This is a genomic window from Micromonospora sp. Utrum1 (assembly GCF_057197805.1).
Map to the genome: position 1 here is coordinate 1,245,877 of NZ_CM170071.1, position 23,802 is coordinate 1,269,678.

The 23,802-nt window shown below is 72.0% G+C and carries 24 protein-coding genes, 1 tRNA gene, 1 other RNA gene and 2 pseudogenes; 22 read left to right on the plus strand and 6 right to left on the minus strand.

Going from position 1 to position 23,802, the window contains the following annotated elements; genetic code table 11:
* Positions 1–6 precede the first annotated feature (6 nt).
* Positions 7–1,029, minus strand: a complete 1,023-nt coding sequence (locus tag AC0OLQ_RS06240; protein WP_484530551.1) for a hypothetical protein — start codon at positions 1,027–1,029, stop codon at positions 7–9.
* A 427-nt stretch (positions 1,030–1,456) separates the two neighbouring features.
* Between AC0OLQ_RS06240 and pruA the strand changes: the two genes are divergently transcribed.
* The 10 genes from pruA (at position 1,457) to AC0OLQ_RS06290 (ending at position 10,189) form a co-directional block, all read left to right on the plus strand.
* Positions 1,457–3,085, plus strand: a complete 1,629-nt coding sequence (pruA, locus tag AC0OLQ_RS06245) for an L-glutamate gamma-semialdehyde dehydrogenase (RefSeq protein WP_484530552.1) — start codon at positions 1,457–1,459, stop codon at positions 3,083–3,085.
* A 177-nt stretch (positions 3,086–3,262) separates the two neighbouring features.
* Complete coding sequence (locus AC0OLQ_RS06250) at positions 3,263–3,778, plus strand: PadR family transcriptional regulator (protein ID WP_484530553.1); 516 nt, start codon at positions 3,263–3,265, stop codon at positions 3,776–3,778.
* Positions 3,779–3,879: 101 nt separating this feature from the next.
* Entirely contained in the window at positions 3,880–5,001 is a 1,122-nt protein-coding gene (gene prfB / locus AC0OLQ_RS06255) for a peptide chain release factor 2 (RefSeq protein WP_357337484.1), read from the plus strand.
* Positions 5,002–5,119: 118 nt separating this feature from the next.
* Positions 5,120–5,800 (plus strand): cell division ATP-binding protein FtsE, encoded by a 681-nt coding sequence (ftsE, locus tag AC0OLQ_RS06260; RefSeq protein ID WP_262286553.1) that lies wholly within the window; start codon positions 5,120–5,122, stop codon positions 5,798–5,800.
* Positions 5,801–5,865: 65 nt separating this feature from the next.
* A complete protein-coding gene (gene ftsX / locus AC0OLQ_RS06265; protein ID WP_484530554.1) occupies positions 5,866–6,741 on the plus strand; it encodes a permease-like cell division protein FtsX in 876 nt (291 codons plus the stop codon).
* Between the two features lie 136 nt (positions 6,742–6,877).
* Positions 6,878–7,357, plus strand: a complete 480-nt coding sequence (gene smpB / locus AC0OLQ_RS06270) for an SsrA-binding protein SmpB (protein WP_148431525.1) — start codon at positions 6,878–6,880, stop codon at positions 7,355–7,357.
* Positions 7,358–7,461: 104 nt separating this feature from the next.
* Positions 7,462–7,837: a transfer-messenger RNA gene (gene ssrA / locus AC0OLQ_RS06275) on the plus strand.
* Between the two features lie 84 nt (positions 7,838–7,921).
* A complete protein-coding gene (locus AC0OLQ_RS06280) occupies positions 7,922–8,599 on the plus strand; it encodes a hypothetical protein (RefSeq protein WP_484530555.1) in 678 nt (225 codons plus the stop codon).
* A 118-nt stretch (positions 8,600–8,717) separates the two neighbouring features.
* Complete coding sequence (locus tag AC0OLQ_RS06285) at positions 8,718–9,170, plus strand: hypothetical protein (protein WP_484530556.1); 453 nt, start codon at positions 8,718–8,720, stop codon at positions 9,168–9,170.
* A gap of 38 nt (positions 9,171–9,208) precedes the next feature.
* Positions 9,209–10,189, plus strand: coding sequence for a hypothetical protein (locus AC0OLQ_RS06290; RefSeq protein ID WP_484530557.1), 981 nt, complete (start codon positions 9,209–9,211; stop codon positions 10,187–10,189).
* Between the two features lie 3 nt (positions 10,190–10,192).
* Here AC0OLQ_RS06290 and mdlC read toward each other — a convergent pair whose 3' ends face one another.
* Together mdlC and AC0OLQ_RS06300 are read right to left on the minus strand one after the other, a co-directional pair.
* Positions 10,193–11,788 (minus strand): benzoylformate decarboxylase, encoded by a 1,596-nt coding sequence (gene mdlC, locus AC0OLQ_RS06295; protein ID WP_484530558.1) that lies wholly within the window; start codon positions 11,786–11,788, stop codon positions 10,193–10,195.
* 109 nt (positions 11,789–11,897) lie between these two features.
* The gene (locus AC0OLQ_RS06300) at positions 11,898–12,701 is read right to left on the minus strand and encodes an S-methyl-5'-thioadenosine phosphorylase (protein WP_484530559.1); all 804 of its coding nucleotides are present in this window, start codon (positions 12,699–12,701) and stop codon (positions 11,898–11,900) included.
* Between the two features lie 131 nt (positions 12,702–12,832).
* On the opposite strand from AC0OLQ_RS06300, the gene AC0OLQ_RS06305 reads away from it, so the two are divergent.
* The 3 genes from AC0OLQ_RS06305 (at position 12,833) to AC0OLQ_RS06315 (ending at position 14,467) form a co-directional block, all read left to right on the plus strand.
* A complete protein-coding gene (locus AC0OLQ_RS06305; RefSeq protein ID WP_357337517.1) occupies positions 12,833–13,423 on the plus strand; it encodes a YqgE/AlgH family protein in 591 nt (196 codons plus the stop codon).
* 90 nt (positions 13,424–13,513) lie between these two features.
* Positions 13,514–13,586, plus strand: a tRNA-Ala gene (locus AC0OLQ_RS06310).
* 395 nt (positions 13,587–13,981) lie between these two features.
* On the plus strand, positions 13,982–14,467 hold the full coding sequence (locus tag AC0OLQ_RS06315) for a hypothetical protein (RefSeq protein ID WP_484532284.1): 486 nt from the start codon (positions 13,982–13,984) through the stop codon (positions 14,465–14,467).
* A gap of 315 nt (positions 14,468–14,782) precedes the next feature.
* Here AC0OLQ_RS06315 and AC0OLQ_RS06320 read toward each other — a convergent pair.
* A pseudogene (locus AC0OLQ_RS06320) lies at positions 14,783–15,163 on the minus strand (DUF4184 family protein); the annotation flags it as partial.
* A 64-nt stretch (positions 15,164–15,227) separates the two neighbouring features.
* On the opposite strand from AC0OLQ_RS06320, the gene AC0OLQ_RS06325 reads away from it, so the two are divergent.
* Positions 15,228–15,569 (plus strand): VOC family protein, encoded by a 342-nt coding sequence (locus tag AC0OLQ_RS06325; RefSeq protein ID WP_484530560.1) that lies wholly within the window; start codon positions 15,228–15,230, stop codon positions 15,567–15,569.
* 53 nt (positions 15,570–15,622) lie between these two features.
* On the opposite strand, the gene AC0OLQ_RS06330 is transcribed toward AC0OLQ_RS06325, so the two are convergent.
* Entirely contained in the window at positions 15,623–16,690 is a 1,068-nt protein-coding gene (locus AC0OLQ_RS06330) for a glycerophosphodiester phosphodiesterase family protein (RefSeq protein WP_484530561.1), read from the minus strand.
* Between the two features lie 158 nt (positions 16,691–16,848).
* Entirely contained in the window at positions 16,849–19,011 is a 2,163-nt protein-coding gene (locus tag AC0OLQ_RS06335; RefSeq protein ID WP_484530562.1) for a DUF4153 domain-containing protein, read from the minus strand.
* Between the two features lie 216 nt (positions 19,012–19,227).
* On the opposite strand from AC0OLQ_RS06335, the gene AC0OLQ_RS06340 reads away from it, so the two are divergent.
* The 8 genes and pseudogenes from AC0OLQ_RS06340 to AC0OLQ_RS06375 form a co-directional block, all read left to right on the plus strand.
* Positions 19,228–19,845, plus strand: a complete 618-nt coding sequence (locus AC0OLQ_RS06340; protein ID WP_484530563.1) for an IS607 family transposase — start codon at positions 19,228–19,230, stop codon at positions 19,843–19,845.
* Positions 19,842–20,417 (plus strand): hypothetical protein, encoded by a 576-nt coding sequence (locus tag AC0OLQ_RS06345; RefSeq protein ID WP_484530564.1) that lies wholly within the window; start codon positions 19,842–19,844, stop codon positions 20,415–20,417. The genes AC0OLQ_RS06340 and AC0OLQ_RS06345 overlap by 4 nt, the downstream gene beginning before the upstream one ends.
* On the plus strand, positions 20,363–21,094 hold the full coding sequence (locus tag AC0OLQ_RS06350; protein WP_484530565.1) for a zinc ribbon domain-containing protein: 732 nt from the start codon (positions 20,363–20,365) through the stop codon (positions 21,092–21,094). The genes AC0OLQ_RS06345 and AC0OLQ_RS06350 overlap by 55 nt, the downstream gene beginning before the upstream one ends.
* A 133-nt stretch (positions 21,095–21,227) precedes the next feature.
* Positions 21,228–21,506 carry a lytic polysaccharide monooxygenase gene (locus AC0OLQ_RS06355; RefSeq protein WP_484530566.1) on the plus strand — a complete coding sequence of 93 codons (279 nt, stop codon included), beginning with the start codon at positions 21,228–21,230 and terminating at the stop codon, positions 21,504–21,506.
* A gap of 28 nt (positions 21,507–21,534) precedes the next feature.
* Positions 21,535–22,113, plus strand: coding sequence for an IS607 family transposase (locus AC0OLQ_RS06360; RefSeq protein ID WP_484530567.1), 579 nt, complete (start codon positions 21,535–21,537; stop codon positions 22,111–22,113).
* Positions 22,110–22,799, plus strand: a complete 690-nt coding sequence (locus AC0OLQ_RS06365; protein ID WP_484530568.1) for a helix-turn-helix domain-containing protein — start codon at positions 22,110–22,112, stop codon at positions 22,797–22,799. Before AC0OLQ_RS06360 ends, AC0OLQ_RS06365 begins: the two co-directional genes overlap by 4 nt.
* A complete protein-coding gene (locus tag AC0OLQ_RS06370) occupies positions 22,685–23,488 on the plus strand; it encodes an RNA-guided endonuclease InsQ/TnpB family protein (RefSeq protein WP_484532285.1) in 804 nt (267 codons plus the stop codon). Before AC0OLQ_RS06365 ends, AC0OLQ_RS06370 begins: the two co-directional genes overlap by 115 nt.
* 51 nt (positions 23,489–23,539) lie before the next feature.
* Positions 23,540–23,791, plus strand: a pseudogene (locus AC0OLQ_RS06375) (lytic polysaccharide monooxygenase); the annotation flags it as partial.
* Positions 23,792–23,802 lie beyond the last annotated feature (11 nt).

Consider the following 23,802-nt stretch of genomic DNA (forward strand, 5'->3'; position numbering starts at 1 on the left):
CGGGGGTCAGGAGTCGGACTCGTCCTCGTCGTCCGCGGCGCGCGGGCCGAGGGTGCGGCCGAACAGGATCAGCGCGGTGAGCGCCCCCACGAAGAGCACCCAGATGGCGTTGTCCACCCGCGAGGTGCCGAGCGCCGTCTGCGCCACCTGGTCGGCCTCACTGAGCGCGGCGGCCAGGTCGAGCAGCCCGCGCCCGCCGACCCGGATGATCACCTCGGTGAGCAGCAGGAGCAGGCCCGCGCCGGCCCCGGCCACCAGGTACGCCGGCCAGCGCACCTCCGCGGCGACCCCGTCCCGCCGCTCGTCGCGACGCCGGGCCCAGGCCAGGTAGAGGTACGCCACCAGGCCGGCGATGAGCCCGGCGAGCAGGGACTCCGTCCGGGACACCCACTTCGCGGCGTCGAGCATCGACTGCTGGGTCTCCCCGGCGCCGAACAGGTCGGAGAGCGGGTCCCGGGCGCGGCTGAACAGCACCACGAAGACCTGCGCGGCCAGCGTGGCGGCGGCGAGGGCGCCGACCGCCCGGGCGTTGCGCGCCCCGGCCATCGCCCCGCCGATGATCGCCGCCGCGGCCGTGGTGCCGGCGATGGTGTTGGTGGTCGCGTTGTCGGCGTACGTCAGGTTGACCGCCACCGCGGCAGCGAGCCCCACCAGCAGGCCGGCGCCGACGGCGGCGAGGAAGCGCAGGGTGGCCCGGCCCAGCCGGTTGGTCGCCGCCAGGGCGACCGCGGCGCCGGCCGTCAGCGCGGCGGTGATCACGCCGGGCAGGGCGTACGCGGAGAGGCTGATCGCGGTGACCCCGGCTGCGGCCGAGGTGATCGCGGCCCGGGTGGACCAGAGCATGGCGGCCAGCCAGCCGACCGACAGCACGGCCAGCACGAGGGCGCCGGGCGCGTACGGGAGCCGGCCCCCGGCGGGCGCGGCCTCCACGGTCTCCTCCGCGGGGGACTCGACCGGCGCCTCGACCGCCTGTCCGGCGGCGGGCTGGTCCGGTTCCGCGGCCGTGGAGCTGCCGGGCTGCTTGCTCATCGTCTCCCTCTCGACGGACGCCGGATCGGCCGCGACGGGCCGGGCAGGTCACCGGCCATCCAGCGTACGCGGCCCGCCCGGTCCCGCTCCGGAGCCGGCCGGCCGGGCCGGTCCAGCTCTGCTCGGCCGGTCCTCACGGTGATCGGCCGGCGACGGATCACAGGTGGGGAACGGCCCGGCCCAGAGATTCGTCGGGCGGGGGCGGCTTGTCGCCTACGGTCCGGTGTGCGGCGGTGCGTCCGGGTGTGCCGGCGTGCGCAGCCGGAACAGGGGCGGTGGAGGTGGGGCCGGGCCCCTCGCATGGAAGAATTGGCCGAGGTCCCGCCGCCGCGACCGGTCCGCCGCGCGGTGTCCGGCACCCGGCCACCCGGCCGGTGCTTGCGGGTCCGATTTCGCCACCGCCGTCGAGATCGCACAGGAGCCTGTGATGGACGCCGTGTTCTCCGTACCCGAGCCGCGCAACGAGCCGGTCCACACCTACGAGCCGGGCAGCGCCGACCGGGAGCGGCTCCAGCGGCGGCTGGCCGAACTGGCCGCCGAGCGGATCGAGCTGCCGATGACCATCGCCGGCGAGCAGCGGATGGCCTCCGGCGACCCGATCAACGTGGTCCAGCCGCACAAGCACGCCCACGTGCTCGGCCTGACCGGCCACGCCACCCACGACGACGCCCGCGCCGCGGTCCAGGCCGCCAAGGACGCCGCGCCGATGTGGCGGGCGCTGCCGTTCGAGGAGCGCGCCGCGATCTTCCTGCGCGCCGCCGACCTGCTCGCCGGTCCCTGGCGGGACACCCTCAACGCGGCCACCATGCTCGGCCAGTCCAAGACCGTGGTTCAGGCCGAGATCGACTCGGCCTGCGAGCTGATCGACTTCCTCCGGTTCAACGTCTACTTCGCCCGCAAGCTCCTGGCCGAGCAGCCGCTGTCCTCGCCGGGCGTGTGGAACCGCTTCGACCACCGGCCCCTGGAGGGCTTCGTCTACGCGGTCACCCCGTTCAACTTCACCGCGATCGCCGGCAACCTGCCGTCGGCGCCGGCCCTGCTCGGCAACACCGTGGTCTGGAAGCCGGGCCCGACCCAGCAGTTCGCCGCCCACTTCACCATGCGGCTGTTCGAGGCGGCCGGCCTGCCGCCCGGTGTGATCAACATGGTCACCGGGCGCGGCGAGGAGGTCTCCGACGTCGTGCTCGCCGACCCGGACCTGGCCGGCATCCACTTCACCGGCTCCACGAAGGTCTTCCAGCACCTGTGGAAGACGGTCGGCGACAACATCGCCCGCTACCGGGGCTACCCGCGGCTGGTCGGCGAGACCGGCGGCAAGGACTTCGTGGTCGCGCACACCAGCGCCGACGTGGACGCCCTGCATACCGCGCTGATCCGGGGCGCCTACGAGTACCAGGGCCAGAAGTGCTCGGCCGCCTCGCGGGCGTACATCCCGCGGTCGATCTGGGAGGGTGGGCTGCGCGACCGGCTGGCTGCCACCGCCGACTCGCTCACCTACGGCGACGTCACCGACTTCAGCAACTTCGGCGGCGCGGTGATCGACGACAAGGCGTTCGGCCGGCACACCGCCGCGCTGGAGCTGATCAAGGGTGACGACACCTGCAAGATCCTGGCCGGCGGCACCGCCGACGACTCGGTCGGCTACTTCGTCCGGCCGACCCTCTTCGAGTGCTCGGACGCCGCGCACGAGACCTTCACCACCGAATACTTCGGCCCGATCCTCGGCGTGCACGTCTTCGACGACGCCCGCTTCGACGAGGTGGTCCACCAGGCCGAGTCGATCGCGCCGTACGCGCTGACCGGGTCGATCTTCGCGACCGACCGCCGGGTGGTCGACCAGGTGGCGGAGAAGATGCGGTACGCGGCCGGCAACTTCTACATCAACGACAAGCCGACCGGCGCGGTGGTCGGGCAGCAGCCGTTCGGCGGCGCCCGGGCCAGCGGCACCAACGACAAGGCCGGCTCCTGGCACAACCTGGTCCGCTGGATGTCGCCGCGGACGATCAAGGAGACCTTCGTCCCGCCGACCGACCACGGCTACCCGCACATGGGCTGACCTGCTTTTCGGTCGCCGGTGGCGCACCCTGCGTCACCGGCGACCGGCCGGCCGGGGGAGGCTCCGGAAGTCCCCGGCGGACTGTCGTCGGCCGACAGTGCACATCGGACGACCCAACGGGTGGCGAAAACGGCAAATCCTGGACGCCAGCTCCGACAAAGTGGCAGCTTAGAGGGCATGGCGGAATCCGGAGTCAACCCGACGGCGGCGGCCCTGCTGGGCCTGCTGCACGACGGCCCGATGACAGGCGGCCAGCTGATGGCCGCCGCCGAGCGCCGGCTGGCGCCGTACTGGTCGATGACCCGCAGCCAGGTCTACCGGGAGCTACCCGTCCTGGCCGAGAAGGGTATGGTGCGGCTCGGTAAGCCCGGGCCGCGGTTGAGCCAGCCGTACGCGATCACGGCGGCCGGAAAACGGACATTCTCCCGCTGGCTGGCCGAGAACCCCGGCCGGGACACCATCCGTAACCCGATCGCGCTACGGATCGCCTTCGGCAACCTGCACTCGGCGAGCCAGCTCAAGAACCTGTACGCCTCGGCGAACGAGTACCACACCGAGGCCCTGGCGGCGGTGCGTGAGCAGGTCAAGAACGCCAAGAAGGAAGGCGACAACTACGACGCCAGCGCGCTCGAGTTCGCCGTCGCCTACCACCGGGCCGCGCTGTCCTGGCTCAAGAGCGCCCCCGTCGGCTGACCACCCGCGCCGGCCCGGCCAGCACAGGCGGTGCTGACTTTTCGCACGTGACCGCGGGGCTCGCAAGCTCACTCGTCACCCGCGCAGTAGGCTTGTCTGTCGTGACCGCTGCCGATTACGCCGAACAGCTCAAGGAACTCGACGCCACCCTGCGCAACATCGAAGCCGTGCTCGACCTCGACAAGCTGCGCGAGCAGAAGGCCCGCCTGGAGCAGGAGGCCTCCGCGCCGGACCTGTGGGACGACCAGGCCAAGGCGCAGCAGGTGACCTCGCAGCTGTCGTACGTCAACGGCGAGATCTCCAAGCTCGGCACCCTCCGCTCCCGGCTCGACGACGCCGGGGTGCTCCTGGAGCTGGCCCAGGCCGAGTCCGACTCCGGCACGCTCTCCGAGGTCGAGTCGGAGATCACCGGGCTGACCAAGGCCATCCAGGAGATGGAGGTCCGCACCCTGCTCTCCGGCGAGTACGACTCCCGGGAGGCGCTGGTCGCCATCCGGGCCGGCGCCGGCGGCGTGGACGCGGCGGACTTCGCCGAGATGCTGCTCCGGATGTACCTGCGCTGGGCCGAGCGGCACGGCTACCCGACCGAGGTCTACGAGACCTCGTACGCCGAGGAGGCGGGCCTCAAGTCGGCCACCTTCACGGTCAAGGTGCCCTACGCCTTCGGCACGCTCAGCGTCGAGTCCGGCACCCACCGGTTGGTCCGGATCAGCCCGTTCGACAACCAGGGTCGCCGGCAGACCAGCTTCGCCGGCGTCGAGGTGCTGCCGGTGGTGGAGCAGACCGACCACATCGAGATCCCTGAGAACGAGATGCGGATCGACGTCTACCGCTCCTCCGGCCCGGGCGGGCAGAGCGTCAACACCACCGACTCCGCGGTCCGGATCACCCACATCCCGACCGGCATCGTGGTCACCTGCCAGAACGAGAAGTCCCAGCTGCAGAACAAGGCCTCGGCGCTGCGGGTGCTCCAGGCCCGGCTGCTGGAGCGCAAGCGGCAGGAGGAGCAGGCCAAGCTCCAGGGCCTGAAGACCGACGCCGCCGGCTCCTGGGGCGACCAGATGCGCTCGTACGTTCTGCACCCTTATCAGATGGTGAAGGATCTCCGGACCGAGCAGGAGACGGGCAATCCGTCCGCGGTCTTCGACGGCGAGCTGGACAGCTTCATCGAGGCGGGTATCCGCTGGCGGAAGCAGCAGCAGCTCATCGCTGACGGTGCGTGATCGACCTCGGACGCAGTGCGTCATCGATCTCTGTCTGACCGGCTGAATCGACGACGCGAAGCGCTTCCAAGGGCCTGGGGGCTTGGCTCTCCGGTTACACCGCGTAGACTCTCGACCCGTGATTCAGCTTGAGCAAGTGACGAAGACGTACCCGAAGGCGTCCCGGCCTTCGCTCGACAACGTGTCCGTCTCGATCGAGAAGGGCGAGTTCGTCTTCTTCATCGGTCCATCCGGCTCCGGCAAGTCCACGATCATCAAACTGCTGCTGCACGAGGTCACCCCCAACAAGGGGCGGGTCGTCGTCAACGGCAAGGACGTCACGTCGATGCGTTCCTGGAAGCGACCCCACTTCCGGCGTTCCATCGGCTGCGTCTTCCAGGACTTCCGTCTCCTGCCGAACCGCACGGCCTACGAGAACGTGGCCTTCGCGCTGGAGGTGATCGGCAAAACCAAGGCGGTCGCCCGCCGGGTCGTCCCCGAGGTGCTGGAGCTGGTCGGTCTCGGTGGGAAGGAGCACCGCTACCCCCACGAGCTGTCCGGTGGCGAGCAGCAGCGGGTCGCGGTGGCCCGGGCGTTCGTGAACCGGCCGCTGATCCTGCTGGCGGACGAGCCCACCGGAAACCTGGACCCGGACACCTCGATCGAGATCATGCGCCTGCTGGACCGGATCAACCGCACCGGCACGACCGTCGTGATGGTCACGCACGACTCCAACATCGTGAACCAGATGCGCCGCCGCGTCGTAGAGATCGAGAGCGGCCGCATCGTGCGCGACCAGGCCCGCGGCGTCTACGGCTGAGCCGCTGACGACTCGCAGACCCTGACGACGAACACCTCACGCCGGAGAGCCGGAGGAATATCCCGATGCGGATGAAGTACGTCCTGACCGAGGTACTGGTCGGACTGTGGCGCAACGTCACCATGACCCTCGCCATGATCATCACCTTGGCGGTGTCGCTGTTCATGCTGGGCGGCAGTGGCCTTCTGTACCAGAAGGTCGGCGACATGAAGGACCTCTACTACGAGAACGTCCAGGTCTCGATCTTCCTCAAGACCGACGTCAACGAACAGCAGCGGACCGACCTCGAGACGAAGCTCAAGGCCGACCCGATGGTCAAGGAGGTCACGTACGTCAACAAGGACGAGGCGTACAAGCGCTTCCAGCAGATGTACGCCGACGCGCCGGACCTGGTGAACGCGGTCAAGCCGGACCAGCTCCCGGAGTCCTTCCGGCTCACGCTGAACAACCCGGAGCAGTACAAGAAGATCTACGACGAGTACAAGACCTCCGAGGGCATCGACACGATCGTCGACCAGAGCAAGCTGCTCGACAAGGTCTTCGGCGTGCTGACCGGGTTCCAGAACGGCGCGCTCGCCGTCGCGATCGTGATGGCGATCGCTGCCCTGCTGCTGGTCGCCAACACCATCCAGGTGGCCGCGTACAGCAAGCGGCGTGAGGTCGCGGTCATGAAGCTGGTCGGCGCCTCCAACTGGTTCATCCAGGCGCCGTTCGTGCTGGAGGCGGTGGTCGCCGGTCTGATCGGCTCGCTCCTCGGCCTGGTCGCGTTGATCGCCTTGAAGACGCTTGCGGCGGGGAGTTCGATGGCGGCCCTGGAGGGCCTGATCACCCCGATCTCCTGGTCCGAGATCTTCCTGACGTTCCCGCTGATGGCCGCCGTCGGTGGCCTGGTCAGCGCCGTCACCGCCTGGGTCACGCTCCGCTTCTACCTGCGGGTCTAGTTCTCGCCGTACGGCTCTCCGAGGGCCCTCCCGCGCCGGAAATAATCGGCGCGGGAGGGTCCTTGTCATTGGGTAGCATGATCTCGCTCCGCGGCCGGTGGGTGGCCGTGGACGGACCGGGAAGGAGGTGGCGCCGATGCCACGGGAAAAGGGTCGCAAGGTGGTCGCCTCCAACAAGAAGGCGCGGCACGACTACGCCATCCTCGACACGTACGAGGCGGGCATGTCGCTGACCGGCACCGAGGTCAAGTCGCTGCGGGCCGGGCGGGCGTCGCTGGTCGACGCGTTCGCCCAGGAACGTGACGGCGAGCTCTACCTGCACGGCATGCACATCCCGGAGTACACCCAGGGCACCTGGACCAACCACGAGCCCCGGCGGACCCGGAAGCTGCTGCTCAAGCGGCTGGAGATCGACCGGCTGATCGGCAAGACCAAGGAGAGCGGGCTCACCATGGTGCCGTTGCAGGTCTACTTCTCCGACGGCTGGGCGAAGGTGGAGATCGGCCTGGCCCGGGGTAAGAAGTCGTACGACAAGCGTCAGGACCTGGCCAAGCGGGACGCCGACCGGGAGATCGCCCGGGTGGTGGGCCGGCGTGGCAAGGGCATGAGTGAGTGAAACTTCCGGTTTGTCCGGGTCCCACCTTGGGGCGGGCCTCGGAATGAATCCGGTTGCGCCAGGCGTTAGGCTTGGTGATGCTGCCGACAGGGGCAGCCCGTCGAGGGGGTGACTGGTTTCGACTTCGTACGTTGCGGCAGGGGAAGCGAGCCGAGGAAGCCGACGTCGTCTCGAGAATCGTTCGTCGGAAACCAATAAGCGCCAAGAACAATCGCGCTGACTTCGCTCTCGCCGCCTGAGGCGAGTAGCAAGTCTGTCGGCCTGGGAGCGCCTTCGACCCAGTTAGCCGGCATCAGCTAGAAGGCTGGCCAACCGGACCCGGTCGCGGGGTCCGTGCGGCGAGATTAATCAGCGACTGGGCCCGTCACACCGACTCGCTCGCGTGATCGGTGGGGCCGAGTAGAGGCACAGCGAGCTGCGCTCGGAGAAGCCCTGACAAGGCGGCGAAGGACCCGGGTTCGATTCCCGGCACCTCCACCACCTGACCTGTGCGCCCCGGTCCACCCGGACCGGGGCGCACAGTCGTGTCCAGGCCCGTTGTGCCGGCGCTCTAGGCTGCCGCCTGTGACCAACGAGCGGATCCGACTCTCCGTCGGCGCGGCGTCCGGCCAGCGCGCCGTGGCCGCCGTGGTGGGTGTCCTGCTGAGCGCCTTCGGCGCGGCCTTCGTGCTGCTGCCGGTGGTCGCCGACGGTCTGCTGCGCCGGGTCACCGGCTTCGGCGACCCGGTCCCCTCGTACGAGGACGTCCGGGACCTGCCGCCCGATCTGCTTCCACCCGACCTGCACGACGGCGCCACGGCCGCGCCCGCGCCGTTGCGCTACGCCGGACTCTGCGGGCTGCCGTTCCTGCTGCTCGGGCTCTACCTCGTGCTGCGGGTGCTGCGCGCGGCCGCCTGGCTGGACGGGACCCGGGCCTCGGTCCGTGGCGCGCTCGGCACCCGCACCGTCGACCTGGCCACCGTCGACCTGGCCACCGCCGAGGTGCGCGGCGGCGCGTTCGCCCAGCGGGTCGGGGACGACGGGGTGGTGCGGGTGCCGACGCTGATCGCGCGGGACCGGGACAGCGGCCGGCGGGTCACCATCCCGTTGCGGGGCCCCGGGCTGGGCAACCTGCCCCCGTACGAGCTGCGGGCGCTCGCCGACGCGATCACCGCGGGCCGGCCGGACCAGGGCCGGGACGCAGACGCGCACGCCCTCGCGGGTCAACTGCGCACCATGGCGGGCAATCCGCTGGGGCTTTAGGGGCTGCTGGGACAGCAGGGGCCGCTGGGGCAGATGAGGCGCCCGCCCCTTCTGGACAGGTCGGGAACCCGGGTTCACCATCGCTGTACGCGGTAGCGCAGCAGTGCGGGAGGTGCCCATGGTCACCAGTCCGATTCAGCAGCCGTCCACCGTCACCGCGGTGCCCCGGCCCCGGCCCGCCCTCCCCGGCGACCTGCGCGCCCTCGCCCGGGCGCTCACCTCGGCGCCGGCCGAGCCGCGTTGGCGGGAGCACCTGATCGGCCGGCTCGGCCCACTCGGCCACGGTTTCGCCGAGCACGTCCGGGCCACCGAGGGCCCGGCCGGCCTCTACGCCGAACTGCTCCACCAGGCGCCCCGCCTGGACCGGGGCGTACGCCTGCTGGCCGGCGAGCACGCCGCCATCGCGGCGGCGATCGCCGCGCTCCAGCACGCGGCGCGGCTCCCCGCGGTGCCCGCCGAGGAGTTGCGGGAGCAGGCCCGGAACCTGCTCCGGGCGCTCGACCGGCACCGGCAGCGCGGCGCGGACCTGCTCTGGGAGGCGTACCAGGCCGACCTGGGCGGGGAGGACTGACCGGGGAACCTGCCGGGGAGGCGTCGCGTCCAACCGGCATGCGTCGCTCTCTCGCCCTGCTCGGGCTGCCGCTCCTGGTCGTGGCCGGCTGCGCTGCGCCCGGCGCCGACCCGGCCGGCCCGCCGGCCGCCGACCCGAGCGGTCCGGCGGTCTCCGGCCCCGACCACCGCTGGGAGGCGTTCGGCCGGCGGGCCACCGAGGTGGCCGACGCGTGGCGCCCCGGCCCTGCCTGGCGCAGCGGGTACGTCCCGCTCGGCGAGGCCACCGTGCTGGCCGGCGACCCCGGCTTCACCGACGAGACGAAGCAGGCCTTCCTCAACGGCTGGTACCGGGACCAGGTCGAGCTGCCGGCGGCCCGCCCCGCCGACGGGACGATCCGCTTCCCGGACGGCACCCTGCGCGTCCCGCTGGTCAGCGGCGCCGAGGCGTACGCCCAGTTGGACCAGGGCGACCCGCCGCCGTGCGACGGGCGGCCGATGGCGCCGGCGCCGCGGCCCAAGGGTGGCCCCACCATCGAGCCCGGCCCGGACGGGCCGGTCGCCACCGAGGCGGCCACCCCGTGCGTGCCGCTGACGGTCACCGGAGTGACGCTGGGCAGCGCTTCGGTGCGGACCAGCCGGGGCGAGGCCACGGTGCCGGCCTGGCTGTTCACCGTGGAGGGGCTCCGGGTGCCGGTGGCCCGCCTCGCCGTCGCGCCGAGCGCGATCGGGAGCGCGCCGGAGGGGGCCGCGCCGAGCCGCCCGGTGGACGACGGTTTCGTGGCGGCCCTGGATCTGCGGGCGGTCACCGGCAACCGGGTCGACTACCGGGTCGGCACGGGTGCCTGCGACGGGGAACCGACCCCGCTGGTGCTGGAGCGGGACGACGTGGTGGTCCTCGGCGCCGGGGTGGTCCGCTCGACCGGTCCGTGCACGATGCAGCTCGTGATGAAGCCGGTGAGCGTCACGCTGAAGGCGCCCCTCGGCGACCGGACGGTGCTTGACGTGGCCAGCGGCACGCCGCTCGTCGTGCGCCGCTGACCGCTAAAGGATCCGCGGCACGTCGGTGCTGATCGGCACCGGCAGCACGGTCGGCCGGTCGGCGGCGAGCGCCGCGTCCAGCGCCGGGCCGAGCCGGTCCGGCGACTCCACCACCTCGGCCGCGCAGCCGTAGCCGCGCGCCACCGCGGCGACGTCCAGCCCGGGCAGGTCCAGCGCCGGCACCCCGGGCGTGTGCTTCAGGTCCGCGAACGCCTTGAGGATCGCGTACTGCTGGTTGACCGGGACCACGACGGGAAGCGGCAGGCCGAGCCGCGCGGCGGTCCACAACGCCTGCACCGAGTAGTGGAACGAGCCGTCGCCGACCACCGCGACCACCGGCCGGCCGCGCCCGGTGTCCCGTTCGGCCAGCGCGATGCCCACCGCCGCCGGCAGGCCGAAGCCCAGACCGCCGCTGGCCATCGTGAAGTACGACCGGGGCCGGCTGACGCGCAGCCGGCGGCGCAGGGCGGCCAGGTTCGACGGTGACTCCTGCACCAGCACCCCGTCGGCCGGCCACCACGCGGCCAGCGCGGCGAAGACGGCGTCCGCGCTCGGCGGGTCGGCCGGCTCGGCCGGCGCCGGGTCGTCCCGGGCCGGCGGTGCGGACCGGTCCGTCGGCGGCAGCAGCTCCACCAGCCCGTTCATGGCCAGCCCGGGGTCACCGAGCAGGCTCTCGCCGACCGGGGCCCGGGCCGCCTCGTCCGGGTCGTCGGTGACGTGCAGCAGCCGGGCGTCGCCGGGCAGGTAGTCGCCCGGCACGTACGGGTAGTAGCGGAAAACCGGAGCGCCGACCACCAGCACCGTGTCGTGGCCGCCCAACGTCTCGGCCAGGGGGCCGATCGCGTACGGCAGGACGCCCCGGAACTGCGGGTGGTCCTCGGGGAAGACGGCCCGTTCCGGCGCCGGCGCGGCCCAGACCGGCGCGGCCAGCCGTTCGGCCAGCGCCACGGCGGCCGGCCAGGCGTCGGCCCGGTCCACCGCGGCGCCGAGCACCAGCGCCGGGGCGCGGGCGGCGGCCAGCGTGGCGGCGAAGCCACGCAGCCGGTCCGGGTCCGGCGCGATCCGGGTGGCCACCGTCCGCACCTGCGGCGGCGGGTCGGCCGGCCGGTCCCAGTCGTCCATGGGCAGGGAGAGGAAGACCGGCCCGGCCGGGGGCTGCACCGCCGAGGCGTACGCCCGCATGAAGGCCGCCGGGATGTCCTGCGCGCGGGTCGGCTCGTGCGCCCACTTCACGTACGGCTGGGTCAGCTCGACGGCCCGGGGGCTGGCCAGCCGGGGCTCGATCAGCAGCATCTGCCGGCTCTGCTGGCCGGCGGTGACGATCAGCGGCGTCTTGTTGTGCCAGGCGGTGACCAGGTTGCCCATGCCGTTGCCGGTGCCCGGGGCGGTGTGCAGGTTCACGTGCGCGGGACGGCCGGTGGCCTGCGCGTAGCCGTCGGCCATGGCCATCGCCGAGGCCTCCTGCAGCGCGTGCACGTAGCGGAAGTCGGCCGGGAAGTCCTGGAGGAAAGGCTCCTCGGTGGAGCCGGGATTACCGAAGACGGTGGTCAGGCCCAGCGCGTGGAGCAGGTCGTAGGTCGTGTCGCGGACCGTTGCCATGGCCGGCTGCCTCCCGTCCCCCGCACCTGCCGGAGACGGCCCGGTGATCAGTTCCCCGACCAGCCGAATCTATCGGGCCGAGGTCGACTTTTCGGGCGCTTCCCGGCGCTCAGGGCAGCGGAAACGGGAGCTTGATCCCGTCCAGCGCCTGCCCGCACCGGCAGTCCCGCTCGGCGGGCAGCGCCGCGACCGCGTCCAGGAGCACGCCGCGCAGCCGGTCGGTGTTCTCCGCGAAGACCCGGAAGACCTCCTCCTGGGTGACCGACCCGCCCGCCTCGACGCCCGCGTCCAGGTCGGTGACCAGGGCGATCGAGGTGTAGCAGAGGGCCAGCTCGCGGGCGAGCACCGCCTCGGGGTGGCCGGTCATGTTGACCACCGTGCCGCCGATCGAGGCGAACCAGCGCGACTCCGCCCGGGTGGAGAACCGTGGGCCCTCGACCACCACGACCGTCCCGCCGTCCACCGCCGGCACGCCCCGTCCCGCCGCCGCGTCGAGCAGCGTCCGCCGCCCGGCCGGGCAGTACGGGTCGGCGAACGACACGTGCACCGCGCCGTGGTCGTAGTAGGTCTGGTCCCGCCCGCTGGTGCGGTCGATGAGCTGGTCCGGCACCACGAACGTGCCCGGGCCCAGCTCGGGCCGGAGCCCGCCGACCGCGCACGGCGCCAGCACCTGGCGTACGCCCAGGGAGCGCAGCGCCCAGAGGTTGGCCCGGTAGGGGATCAGGTGCGGCGGGTAGCGGTGGTCGCGCCCGTGCCGGGGCAGGAACGCCACCCGCCGGCCGCCCACCTCGGCGATGGTGACCGGGTCCGACGGCGCGCCGTACGGCGTCTCCAGCACGTGCTCGGTGGCCCCGTCGAGCAGGGCGTAGAGACCCGACCCGCCGATCACCGCCAGTTCGGCCGTAGCCGCCATTCGGCCCTCCCTCGATCCGTCGCGATCACCCGCCGGTCAGACCTTAGCCACCGGGCGGACCGCAGGCTATGGTGCCTTGCATGGCGTTGACAGCGCGGCTGGTCGCGGCGTACGGCTGACGGGTGTCGGACATGCAGGGTGAGGGACAGGCGATCGGTGGCCGAGCCATGGATTCCATGACCGGGCGGCTGCTGGTCGCGACGCCTGCGCTGAAGGACCCGAACTTCGACCGCACGGTCGTGCTGCTGGTCGCGCACGAGGCCGGCGGGGCCCTCGGCGTGGTGCTGAACCGGGCCACCGAGGTCCCGGTGGCCGACGTCCTGGGCGACTGGAGCGACCTGGCCCGACACCCCGCGGTGCTCTTCGAGGGCGGCCCGGTGCAGCCCGACTCGGCGATCTGCCTGGCCCGGATGCGCCACCCGATCAAGCCGGTGAAGGGCTTCCACCGGGTCTCCGGCGCGGTCGGCACCGTCGACCTCTCGGTCGACCCGGAGAAGCTGCGCGACGCCGTCGGCGGGATCCGGGTCTTCGCCGGCTACTCCGGCTGGGGCGCCGGGCAGCTGGAGCGGGAGATCGAGGACGGGTCCTGGTTCGTGCTCGACGCCCTCCCCGGCGACGCGTTCGTCGACCGCCCGGACGATCTCTGGCCGATGGTGCTGCGCCGGCAGGGCGGCATGATGGCGGCGGTCGCCCACTTCCCGCCGGATGTGGCCCTGAACTGAGGCACCGGCCGGGGGACCCCCGCGAGATGACCATGCCGACCGGCGTGTGTATAGTTCTCTCCGTGCCCGGGCGACCGGGGACGACCGCAAGGGGCCGTGGCGCAGCTGGTAGCGCACCACACTGGCAGTGTGGGGGTCAGGGGTTCGAGTCCCCTCGGCTCCACCCTTAGCGAAACGCCTTGGTGAGGGAGATGATCCTCACCAGGGCGTTTGTCATTTCAATGCGCGTCATGGGGCCGGGCCAGTTGGGCCGGCCGGCGGTGTTGCGAGCGCCGCAGGAGGCAAGCCCACGGCCCCACCGAGGGGCCTCAACAACTGATCCGCTTCAGTACCCTGCCGTCCATGACATTCACTCACATCGCGCTGGACTCGATCGCGGACGGCTCCCGCACCGGGGGCGCTCTCGGGGGTGCTCTGATCGGTGGTCTTGCCGCTGCCGTCTTGTACGGGGTCGTTGTCCTGGTGCGGAAGGCGAGGGACCGGTAGCTGCCGCCTAATCCCAAAGTCTCAGCACATCTGTAGGCAACCGGCCGGCCCGAAACGCGGCAGTATGACGGGGTGCCCGACCTCGTGTGGGAGGAAGTCAAGAACTTCTTCGACCCGGGCCTGATGGGTTCCCTTCCGGACCTGCGCGTCGAAGGCGCTTCGGTGGAGGACTGGCAGGCGGTGTTCGACCTTGTCCATACGCAGGGCTGGGCGTGGGAATACGCGGAGGGTGACACGGTCCTGCCGCTTCCGCCGGCAGCCGACGTGCTGGCCCGACCGCCGGACGCCGAGTGGCCGAGCCTGCGGGTGTGGCCCGACCCCGGAGTCCTGGCGATCTTCCGCATGTACGCGGCGGTCGAGATCGACTTCGACGTCGACCTGCGGGAGTTGCAAGGTCAGGAACGGCTCGACCTGTTGTGTGGGTTCCTCGCCGTCATCGGCCGTCGGCTCGGAAAACCGGTCCTGATGTCTCCCGAGGGCGACTACCCGCATCCGGTGCTGGGGTTCGACGTGGCAGCGGATCGGGTGGTGCTGCTGGCCGATCCGCAGCTGCCCTGACGGCGGATGACGGCCGCGGGCTCCGAGCAGTCCGGTCGCGGCAGCGCCGGCCATCAGGCCGAGTGCCAGCGCCCCGATCAGCCGGGCCCCGGTGGTGTGCGGCAGGAACGCGCCCGGTAGCCGCGCGGCGACCAGCGCCCCGGCGGCGGTCACCGCGACCGCGACGGTCCAGAACAGCCGGGGCCGCGCCGGAGCCGACGGCGGCTCGCCGTGCCACGCCCGCAGCAGCCCGCGACGCCCGATGTGCCCGGCGAGGGCCAGCGCGCCCAGCGCGCCGAGCACGGTCGAGGCCCAGTCGAACAGCGGCGCGTCCTCGGTCAGCCGGTCCCACGCCTGGTGGGTCGCGGCCGCGAGCACGGCCGAGAGGGCGCTGACCGCCAGGCGGGGCCGGGACACGCCCAGCAGGCCGTAGTCGCGCAGGGCCAGCGCGGCGGGCCGGGACGGCAGGTGGGCGGCGACGGCCGGCGCCGACCGGCGTACGAGCGCCGCGCAGAGCAGCGTCACGGGCAGGCAGAACAGCACCAGCCCGGCTGGCTGGTGGGAGAGCGGGAACACGGGCAGCCCCGAGCCGTCGAGGGCGTACGCCAGGTCCGGCGCGCCCGAGCCGACGACGAGGGCCACCCCGTCGAACCAGCCGGGCCGCCAGAGCTTGAGCGGCAGCGGCAGCGCGGCGTGTGAGGGGAACGTCAGCGGCACGGGCTCTTCTCTACACCAGTTCGACGGTGCGGTGGGGGCCTCACCCGGTCCCTAGCATGGGCGCATGACCGTAGATCTGTTCGCGGGCCTGCCCGTCCGCGACTACCGCGTGGCGGCGGCCTGGTACGAGCGACTCCTCGGCGCCCCGCCCGCGTTCCTGCCGAACGACACCGAGGCGGTGTGGGAGCTCGCCGAGCACCGGTACCTGTTCATCGAGGTGCGGCCCGAGCACGCCGGGCACGCCATGCACACCGTCTTCGTCGACGACCTCGACGCCCGCCTCGCGCAGATCGCCGAGCGTGGCCTGACGCCGGCCGAGCGGGAGACCTACGACAACGGCGTCTGCAAGGCGATCTTCCGCGACCCGGACGGCAACGAGATCGGATTCGGCGGCGGCCCAGCCTGACCCGGCGAGCCAGGGAGGCGTCCGTCCCGCCGGACGGACGCCTCCACCGGGACTCAGCGCGGCTGGTACGCCTTCGGCAGGCGCATGCCGCGCTCGGCCATGAGCTGCCGGACCCGGTCCGGGTAGTTGGTGATGATCCCGTCGACGCCCAGGTCCATCAGCGCCGCCACGGTGGCCGGGTCGTCGCAGGTCCACGGCACGACCTTCAGGCCGCGGGCGTGCGCGTCGGCGATCATCTTCGGGTCCGGGTAGAAGCGGAACGCCGGGTCGGCGACCGTGCCGTTCTGCGGGAAGCCGTAGTTGGGGGACAGGGTTGTCACGCCCGGGATCGCGGCGGCCGCCCGCACGAAGTCCCCACCGAAGTCGTCCGCGTCCAGGCCGCCCAGCCAGGGCGAGGCGCCGGGCCTGCCGACCTGGAGGAAGTCGTAGTTGGTCAGCGCCACCAGCGGCCACCGCGGCGCGAGCCGGTGCATCACCCGCAGCGCGCCCCAGTCGAAGGACTGGACGGTGACCTGGTCCTCGATGCCCGAGGCGCGGATCTCCTCGAAGACCCGGCGGACGAACAGCTCGCGGGGGGCGGTCTGCTCAGGCGCCCCGGCCTCCACCTTCGTCTCGATGTTCAGCGTGATCTGGTGGGCGCGCCAGCTCTTCACCAGGCCCAGCACGTCCCGCAGCTCGGCCATCCGGACCCCGGCGATCTGCTCCTGCTCCGGGAAGCCGGGCAGCTGCTGGTAGCCGCAGTCCATGGTCCTGATCTGGGCCAGGGTCAGGTCCTTGACGTACTTCCCCACGTACGGGTACTGCGGGTCGCCGGGGGTCACCGGGCCGGTGTCGCGGCACTTCTGCGCGCTGACCTGCCGGTCGTGCGTGACGACCACCTTCTCGTCCCGGGTGACCTGGGTGTCCAGCTCCAGCGTGGTGACGCCGAGGCGCATGGCCTTGGCGAAACCGGCCAGGGTCTCCTCGGTGGTCAGCCCGATCCCGCCCCGGTGCGCCTGCAGGTCGAAGTGGGTCTTCTGCGGCAGCACGCCGGGGCCGGTGACCGGGGCCGCGTGGGCGGCCGTCGGCACGGCCAGCACCGCCCCGACGGCCAGCACCGTCATGAGCTGACGGACGGACATGGCAAACCTCCGCTGTCTCGGTTGACGTTCGCGCAGCCGAAGGTAGGTGCGGGGTCGGTGTCCGTCGTGGCCCTGACGTGAGGGGGCGGTGAACGTTCGCGGACGCGCCGGGTGCGCCGCCGGCCGGGCCACGGAACGCTGTGGCCCGGCCGGCGGCGTCACCGGGTACGGCGGGACTTGGGCAGGTCGAACTGGTCGGCCCGGCGGCAGTCCTTCGGACCACCGATCGCGTCCGGCCCGACCCGGTCGAGGGCCTGGCGGGCCCGGTACCGGCCCAGGTTCCAGGCGTACCAGGGGTCGGACTCCTCGAGGTCGTCGGCGATCCAGCTCAGCGTGCAGCGGCGGACCGGGTCGGGGAGCCCGGTCAGCGCGGGCGTGGCGTCGGCGGAGAGCGCCCGCAGGTACCAGGCGTCGATCTTGCCGGTCTGCTCGTACCGGAGGATGTTGCGCTTCGCCGCGTAGTCCTCGGGGTTCAGCACGGCGAGGCCGAGCAGCATGGCCACGGCCAGCGCCACCGTGGTGCCCGGGATCCACCGGCCCTGCCACCGCACGCCCGCCGCCAGGATCATCAGGAAGACCGCGCCGAGCAGCAGTTCGAACGCCATCACGAAGATCCGCTCGCCGGTGAAGCTGTAGACCTTCTGATACGTCCACATCCGGGACAGCGCCGACACCACGATCACCACGCTGAGCACGCTGAGCAGGCCCAGCAGGACGCGCAGCAGGTGGCGCTCGACCGGCCGCTCGCCGCTGGCCCAGCGGCTCACCCCGCCCAGCACGGCCAGGGTCAGCAGGGTGACGAAGAGGAGCTGCCAGAAACCGCTGCGGGCGTACTCGGAGTAGCTCAGCCCGGCGACCTTCTGCACGTGCCGCTGGCCGCCGAAGAGCACGGTGAACTGCACGATCACGAAGCCCACGAAGAGCAGCGTCAGCGCTCCGATGGCCGGCGCCCACTCCAGCACGCCGAGCCGGCGGGTGCTCGGCCGATCCACGGTGGACAGGTCGGGCGGGGCGGCCAGGGTGTAGACCGCCGCGACGGCGATCAGCCCGCCGACCGCGGCCAGGAAGATCCAGCGGAACACCGTACCGACGTTGACCTCGGGCACGACGGCGTTCAGCACCTCGGAGAAGGCCGCGTCGGCCGAGGAGAGCAGGCTGCCGAAGACCACCAGCACCAGCACGGTGGCGACCACCGAGCCGGTGACCTTGCGGACCGTCCCGGCCTCCGGGGAGGCGGTGACGTGCCGCCGCACCCAGGGCAGGCCGCGGAACGCCGCGAACGGCGCGGCGAGCAGGCCGAACAGGATCGAGCGGACCAGCCGGCCGCCGACGATCGCGAGGGTGGCGCAGCCCAGCGCGCCGAGCACGCAGAACGTCACCAGCCACCAGGCGTTGCGGAAGGCCAGCACGCCGAGCAGGACCAGCGCAGCCGCCGCCCACCCACCGCGGATCAGCCGCTCCGCGCGGGGCAGTTCGGCGGTGCGCCGGCGCACCGCGACCAGCACGCCGAGGGTCAGCGTGAGCCAGCCCAGGAACCAGCCGATGCCGACCTGGCTCAGCGGCACGAAGAACGCGGTGCCGAGCGCGCCGGCCAGCACCGCGAGCGGGACCGCCCGGCCGGTGGCCTGCTTGGGACCCGGCCAGCGGGCGCCGAGGAACGAGGTCCGGGGGGTCCGCGGCCGGGGCGTCCAGCCGGGCGAAGCCGGGTAGCCGCCCCAGGGCTGCATCCCGGGTGGATACGGCGGCGCGGCGGCCGGCCGGGCCGGGACCGCGGCGGGCGGTGGGGCGCCCGGGGCGGGCGCGGTGGGCGCGGTGGGCGGCGGCGCCTGCGGGCCGGTCGCCGCTGCTCCGGCGGCCGGGGTTGCGGCCGTCGCCGTCGCCGGCGTGGGCGCGGCCTCGGGTTCCGGCTCGGCCTTCGTGGCCGGTGCCGGCTCGGCCTCGGCGGTGGGGTCGGCCGGGAGCGCCGCCGCGCGGTTCGGGGTGGGGGTCTCGACGGTCGGCGGGGCGGCCTGGGTGGGCACGCCCGGCGCGGGGACGATCACCCGCGGGGCGGGCGGCTGTCCGGAGAACGTGGCCTCACCCTCGGCCACCGGCAACAGCGGGACGAAGAGCGCGTAGCCGCGGGTGCCGGGCGGCACGATCACCGGGATCGCCCAGGCGGGCTGCCCCTCCGGGCCGGGCCACGGCACCGTGGGCGGCGCGCCCGCCACGCCGGGCATGACGAGCAGGTGCGGTGTGACGTCGGTGGGGACGTCGCCGGCTCCGGAACCGGCCGCCGGGGTGGGTCTGGGTGAGTCTGGGGTCTGTGGCGGCTCGGACACGGCACGCTCCTTGATCACGGGGGTGCCGTCACTGTAGGGCCCGACCCCGCTCCGCCGCCGCCCCGACCGTCCGTTCGGTCAGCACACCCGAGCCGGCCGTGGAGTGCGGCACACCGACGCGCCGATCGAACCTTTGCCGCCCCGCGCCCGTACCAGTGCGCGGGAGCAGCTACTAGTGGTTGCTTTCCTTCCTAGAGCTATCCACAATCGACTGTCGTGGGTAGTGTTTATCGGATCGGCGAGTTCGCTAAGCGGGTGGGCCGCTCGGTGAGTACGGTGCGCCGGTGGGAGGCGGAGGGCCGGATCACGGCCCGTCGTCTGCCGTCCGGACAGCGGTACTTCGACGATTCGGATGTGCGCAGGGTGCTGCGGCCGGGCTTCGACGCCGACCGGCGGAAGGTTGTGGTGTACTGCCGGGTCTCGTCGCCGGGTCAGAAGTTCGAGCTGGCCTCGCAGGTGGCGGCGATGCAACAGTTCTGCCTCGCTCGCGGTCTGGCCGTGGACGAGTGGATCAGCGAGGTCGGCGGCGGGATGAACCTTCGCCGCAAGAAATTCCTGGCGTTGCTGGACGCCGTCGACCGGGGTGAGGTTGGCACGCTGGTGCTGGCGCACAAGGACCGGTTGGCCCGGTTCGGGTTCGACTTGCTGGAGCATCTGGCGGCGTGCGGCGGCTGCGAGATCGTCGTGGCCAACCAGGAGTCCCTGTCCCCGCAGCAGGAGCTGGTCGAGGACCTCCTGGCCGTCGTGCACGCCTTCTCGCGCCGGCTGGACGGTTTGCGCCGCTACGAGAAGGAACTCAAAGGGGTGGACCTCGCCGTGGGGGATGACCGGTGAAGGTCACCCGCATCTCCTACTCGGCCCCGATGAACCCAGGCAAGTACGCTGCCCTGGTGGAGCAGGCCCGCCGGTTGGGTCGGGTGCGCAGCGAGGTGTGGCAGCGCTACGGGTCGATCGCCGGGGTCGGGTCTGGGTTGACAGGCCGGCAGGTGCGGGACCGGTGGCTGGCCGACGGCACACACGCGTTGTTTGGTGTGTTGGCGAATGCGTGGAAGGAAACCGTCCGCGACGTCATGGCCGATATCGCCGCGAACCTGGAGGCGGCCAAGGTCGACGTCCGGCGGGCGATCAGCCGACGCACGAGCGATCCGGCTGAGCGCAAACGGATGTTCACCGCGCTGAAGGCCGACCAGTGGGCTGACGATCCGTTCCTGTCTCGGCAGATGCGCAAGCACTGGAAGCGTGGCTACAACCGCATGCACGATCAGATCGTGGTGCGCGCCGACAACTACAACGCCCCCGTTGACGGCCGAGGCAGGTTGTGGCTGCAATTCCCGGCCTCATACCCCGCAAGATGGTCAAAATCCCGCTGTCCACGACGGTCGCGCCGACGGGTACCTTGCGGCTGATCCTGCGCGGCGGCCGAGCGGAGGTGCACTACCAGATCGACGCGGCGCAGATGCGCTCGTCGCAGCGGCCGTGCGGCGAGGCGACGGTCGGCGTGGACAAGGGCTACACCGAAGCCCTCACCGACTCCGACGGCCAGCCCCACGGTGTACAGCTCGGCGACCTGCTCACCCGCGAGTCGGATCGGTTGAAGGAAGGAAACCGCCGTCGGGCGAAGCTGCGCTCGATCGCGAACAGCGCCGCGCTCCGTGGCGACGACGCGAAAGCGCACCGGATCAAGGCCAACAATCTCGGCACGATCAAGCGGGACCGGCAGGCCGCCCGGCACCGGGCGCGAATGCGCACGGAGATCTTCACCGCCGTACATCGGGTCGTGGACAAGGTCGGCACCGTGATCGCCGAGGATCTCACCAAACGCTTCACCGGCCGCAAAACGCTGGGCAAGAACATCAACCGGCGTCTCGCCGCGTGGACCAAAGGAGTCACCGCCGAGGCCCTCAACGCCGCCTGCACCTCACAAACCTGTCACCGCTGCGGCGCCTTCGGCCGACGCAGCGGGGACCCGTTTCACTGCACCTCGTGCGGGGTGGTGTGGCAGGCCGACGTGAACGCCGCGATCAACATCCTGCACCGAGCCGGCTACCCGACATCGCCCTGCACACCCCACACCACAAGGTGAAGCAGATCCTGCAGGACCGGACCGATCGCCACCGGACCAGACTGCCGGTCCAGGACTCCAGCCCGGCAACAGCTGAGCGGAGAGCGAATTATCCGAACCGCTCAACTAAGAGTAAGTAGTAGAAAGCAGGTCGATGACATGGCCGCTCGCCCCGCTCGCCGCCGTCGCCGCGACCCTGCTGCTCACCGGCGTGCCGGCGAGCGCGCACGGCGCCCCCACCAGCCCGCTGAGCCGGGCCGCGGCCTGCGGTCCGGAGGGTGGCCGGGCGGACACGCCGGCCTGCCGGGCCGCGATCGCCGCCGGGGCGACCGTGCGAGCGTGGGACAACATCCGGGTGGCCCGGATCGACGGGCGGGACCGGGAACGCATCCCCGACGGGGTTAAGAACTGCTGGCGTGTCGGTGGTCCATAGCGACATCTAGCGCCCTATGGTTGCTGCTGTGAATTTGAAGGAGTGGGCGGCGGCGACTGGTGTCTCGTACGTGACCGCGCGGCGGCAGTATGCGGCCGGGATGCTGCCCGTTCCGACGTATCGGCTCGGCCGGCTCATCATGGTCGGTGAACCGGTAACGGGCGCGGCCCCGGACGCCGGGCAGGTCGTGGTGTACGCCCGGGTTTCGTCGGCCGAGCAGAAGGCGGACCTGGACCGGCAGGTCGCCCGGGTCACGATGTGGGCGACCGGGCGGCACCTGGCCGTGGATCGGGTGGTGACCGAGGTCGGCTCGGCGCTCAACGGGCATCGCAAGGAGTTCCTGGCGCTGCTGCGTGACCCGGCCGTTTCGACGATCGTGGTCGAGCATCGGGACAGGTTCGCCCGGTTCGGTGCCGAGTACGTCGAGGCCGCTCTCGCCGCGCAGGGCCGCCGGCTCCTGGTGGTCGACCCCGCCGAGGTGGACGACGACCTCGTGGGTGACGTGACCGAGATCCTGACGTCGCTGTGCGTGCGCCTGTACGGCCGCGGCGCGGCGGCGAGCCGCGTCCGCCGTGCCATCGAAGCTGCCACCGAGGACCCGGCGTGAAGACGATCCAGGCGTACCGTTTCGCCCTCGACCTCACCCCCACACAGGAGCGCGACGTGCTCGCGCACGCCGGGGCCGCCCGGGTCGCGCACAACTGGGCGCTGGCCCGGGTGAAGGCGGTGATGGGCCAGAGGGCCGCGGAACGCACCTACGGGGTGCCAGAGGAGTTGCTGACCCCGGCGGTCAGCTGGTCGCTGCCTGCGTTGCGTAAGGCGTGGAACGCCGCGAAGACCGATGTCGCGCCGTGGTGGCGGGAGTGCTCGAAGGAAGCATTCAACACCGGCCTCGACGCGCTCGCCCGCGCGTTGAAGAACTGGTCGGACTCCCGCAGCGGTAGGCGGGCCGGCCGTCCGGTCGGTTTCCCGCGGTTTAAGTCTCGCCGCCGCACCACAGCGACCGTGCGGTTCACCACCGGCACGCTCCGGGTCGAGTCGGACCGTAAGCATGTGGTGCTGCCCCGGCTGGGACGGTTGAAGCTACACGAGTCCGCCCGAAAGCTGGCCGGCGTATCGACAACGGCACCGCCCGGATCATGTCGGCCACCGTTCGGCGTGACGGCGGCCGGTGGCATGTGTCTTTCTGCGTCGAGGTTGAGCGGGTCGTCCGCGTACCGGCCCGTCCCGACTCGACGGTCGGTGTCGACGTCGGCGTCAAGCACCTCGCCGTGCTGTCAACCGGCGAACTAGAGCCGAACCCACGCCACCTTAGCGACGCCCAGCGCCGCCTTCGCAGACTCGGCAGGTCAATGTCGCGTAAGGCCGGCCCGGACCGGCGCACCGGCCAGCGCCCTTCGCGCCGGTGGCAGCGCGTCTCTGCCCGGCTCGCTCGGGCCCACGCCCGGGTGGCGAACCTGCGCCGCGACAGCCTGCACAAGCTCACCACCCGCCTCACCCGCGAGCACGGCGCGATCGTGATGGAAGACCTCAACGTCGCCGGGATGCTGCGTAACCGGCGCCTGGCCCGGCACATAGCCGACGCCAGCTTCGGCGAGCTGCGCCGGCAACTCACCTACAAGACGCAGTGGAACGGTGGTCGGCTTGTCGTCGCCGACCGCTGGTATCCATCGAGCAAGACGTGTTCGGGTTGCGGCGCGGTGAAAACCAAACTGGCCCTGTCCGAGCGCACCTACACCTGCCAGACGTGCGGCCTGGCCATAGATCGTGACCTTAACGCCGCCCTCAACTTGGCCGCTCTGGCGGCTGAGTACGACACCGCCGGGAGTGGCCCGGTGGCAGCACGTGGAGCCAACCAGAAGACCCGCGTACGCGGGCAGGTGGCAGCGAAGCGTGAACCCGGCACCGCCACAGCGGGTCAGACCGGGACCGTCTCACCGCAAGGCGAGACTACCAATCGTGTGCTCACTAGAGTGCACTGAGAGGTAACGGAACTGTGCAGCGGCGGGCTGTCGGCGTACCGGGGGCTGGACCTGCCCCGGACCGACTGGCCGGCCACCACGCTCACCGCCGGGGCCTGGCACACCTTCCGCTACCGCAGCACGATCCCGCACAAGGGCACGTTCCGGTTCTACGCCACCACCGCCTCGTACGCCCCGAACCGGCCGCTGACCTGGGCGGACCTGGAGGAGAAGCCGTTCCTCACGGTCACCGACCCGCCGATCCGCGACGGCGCCTACCAATTGCCGGGGCGGCTGCCGACCGGGCGCACCGGGCGGCACATCATCTACACGAT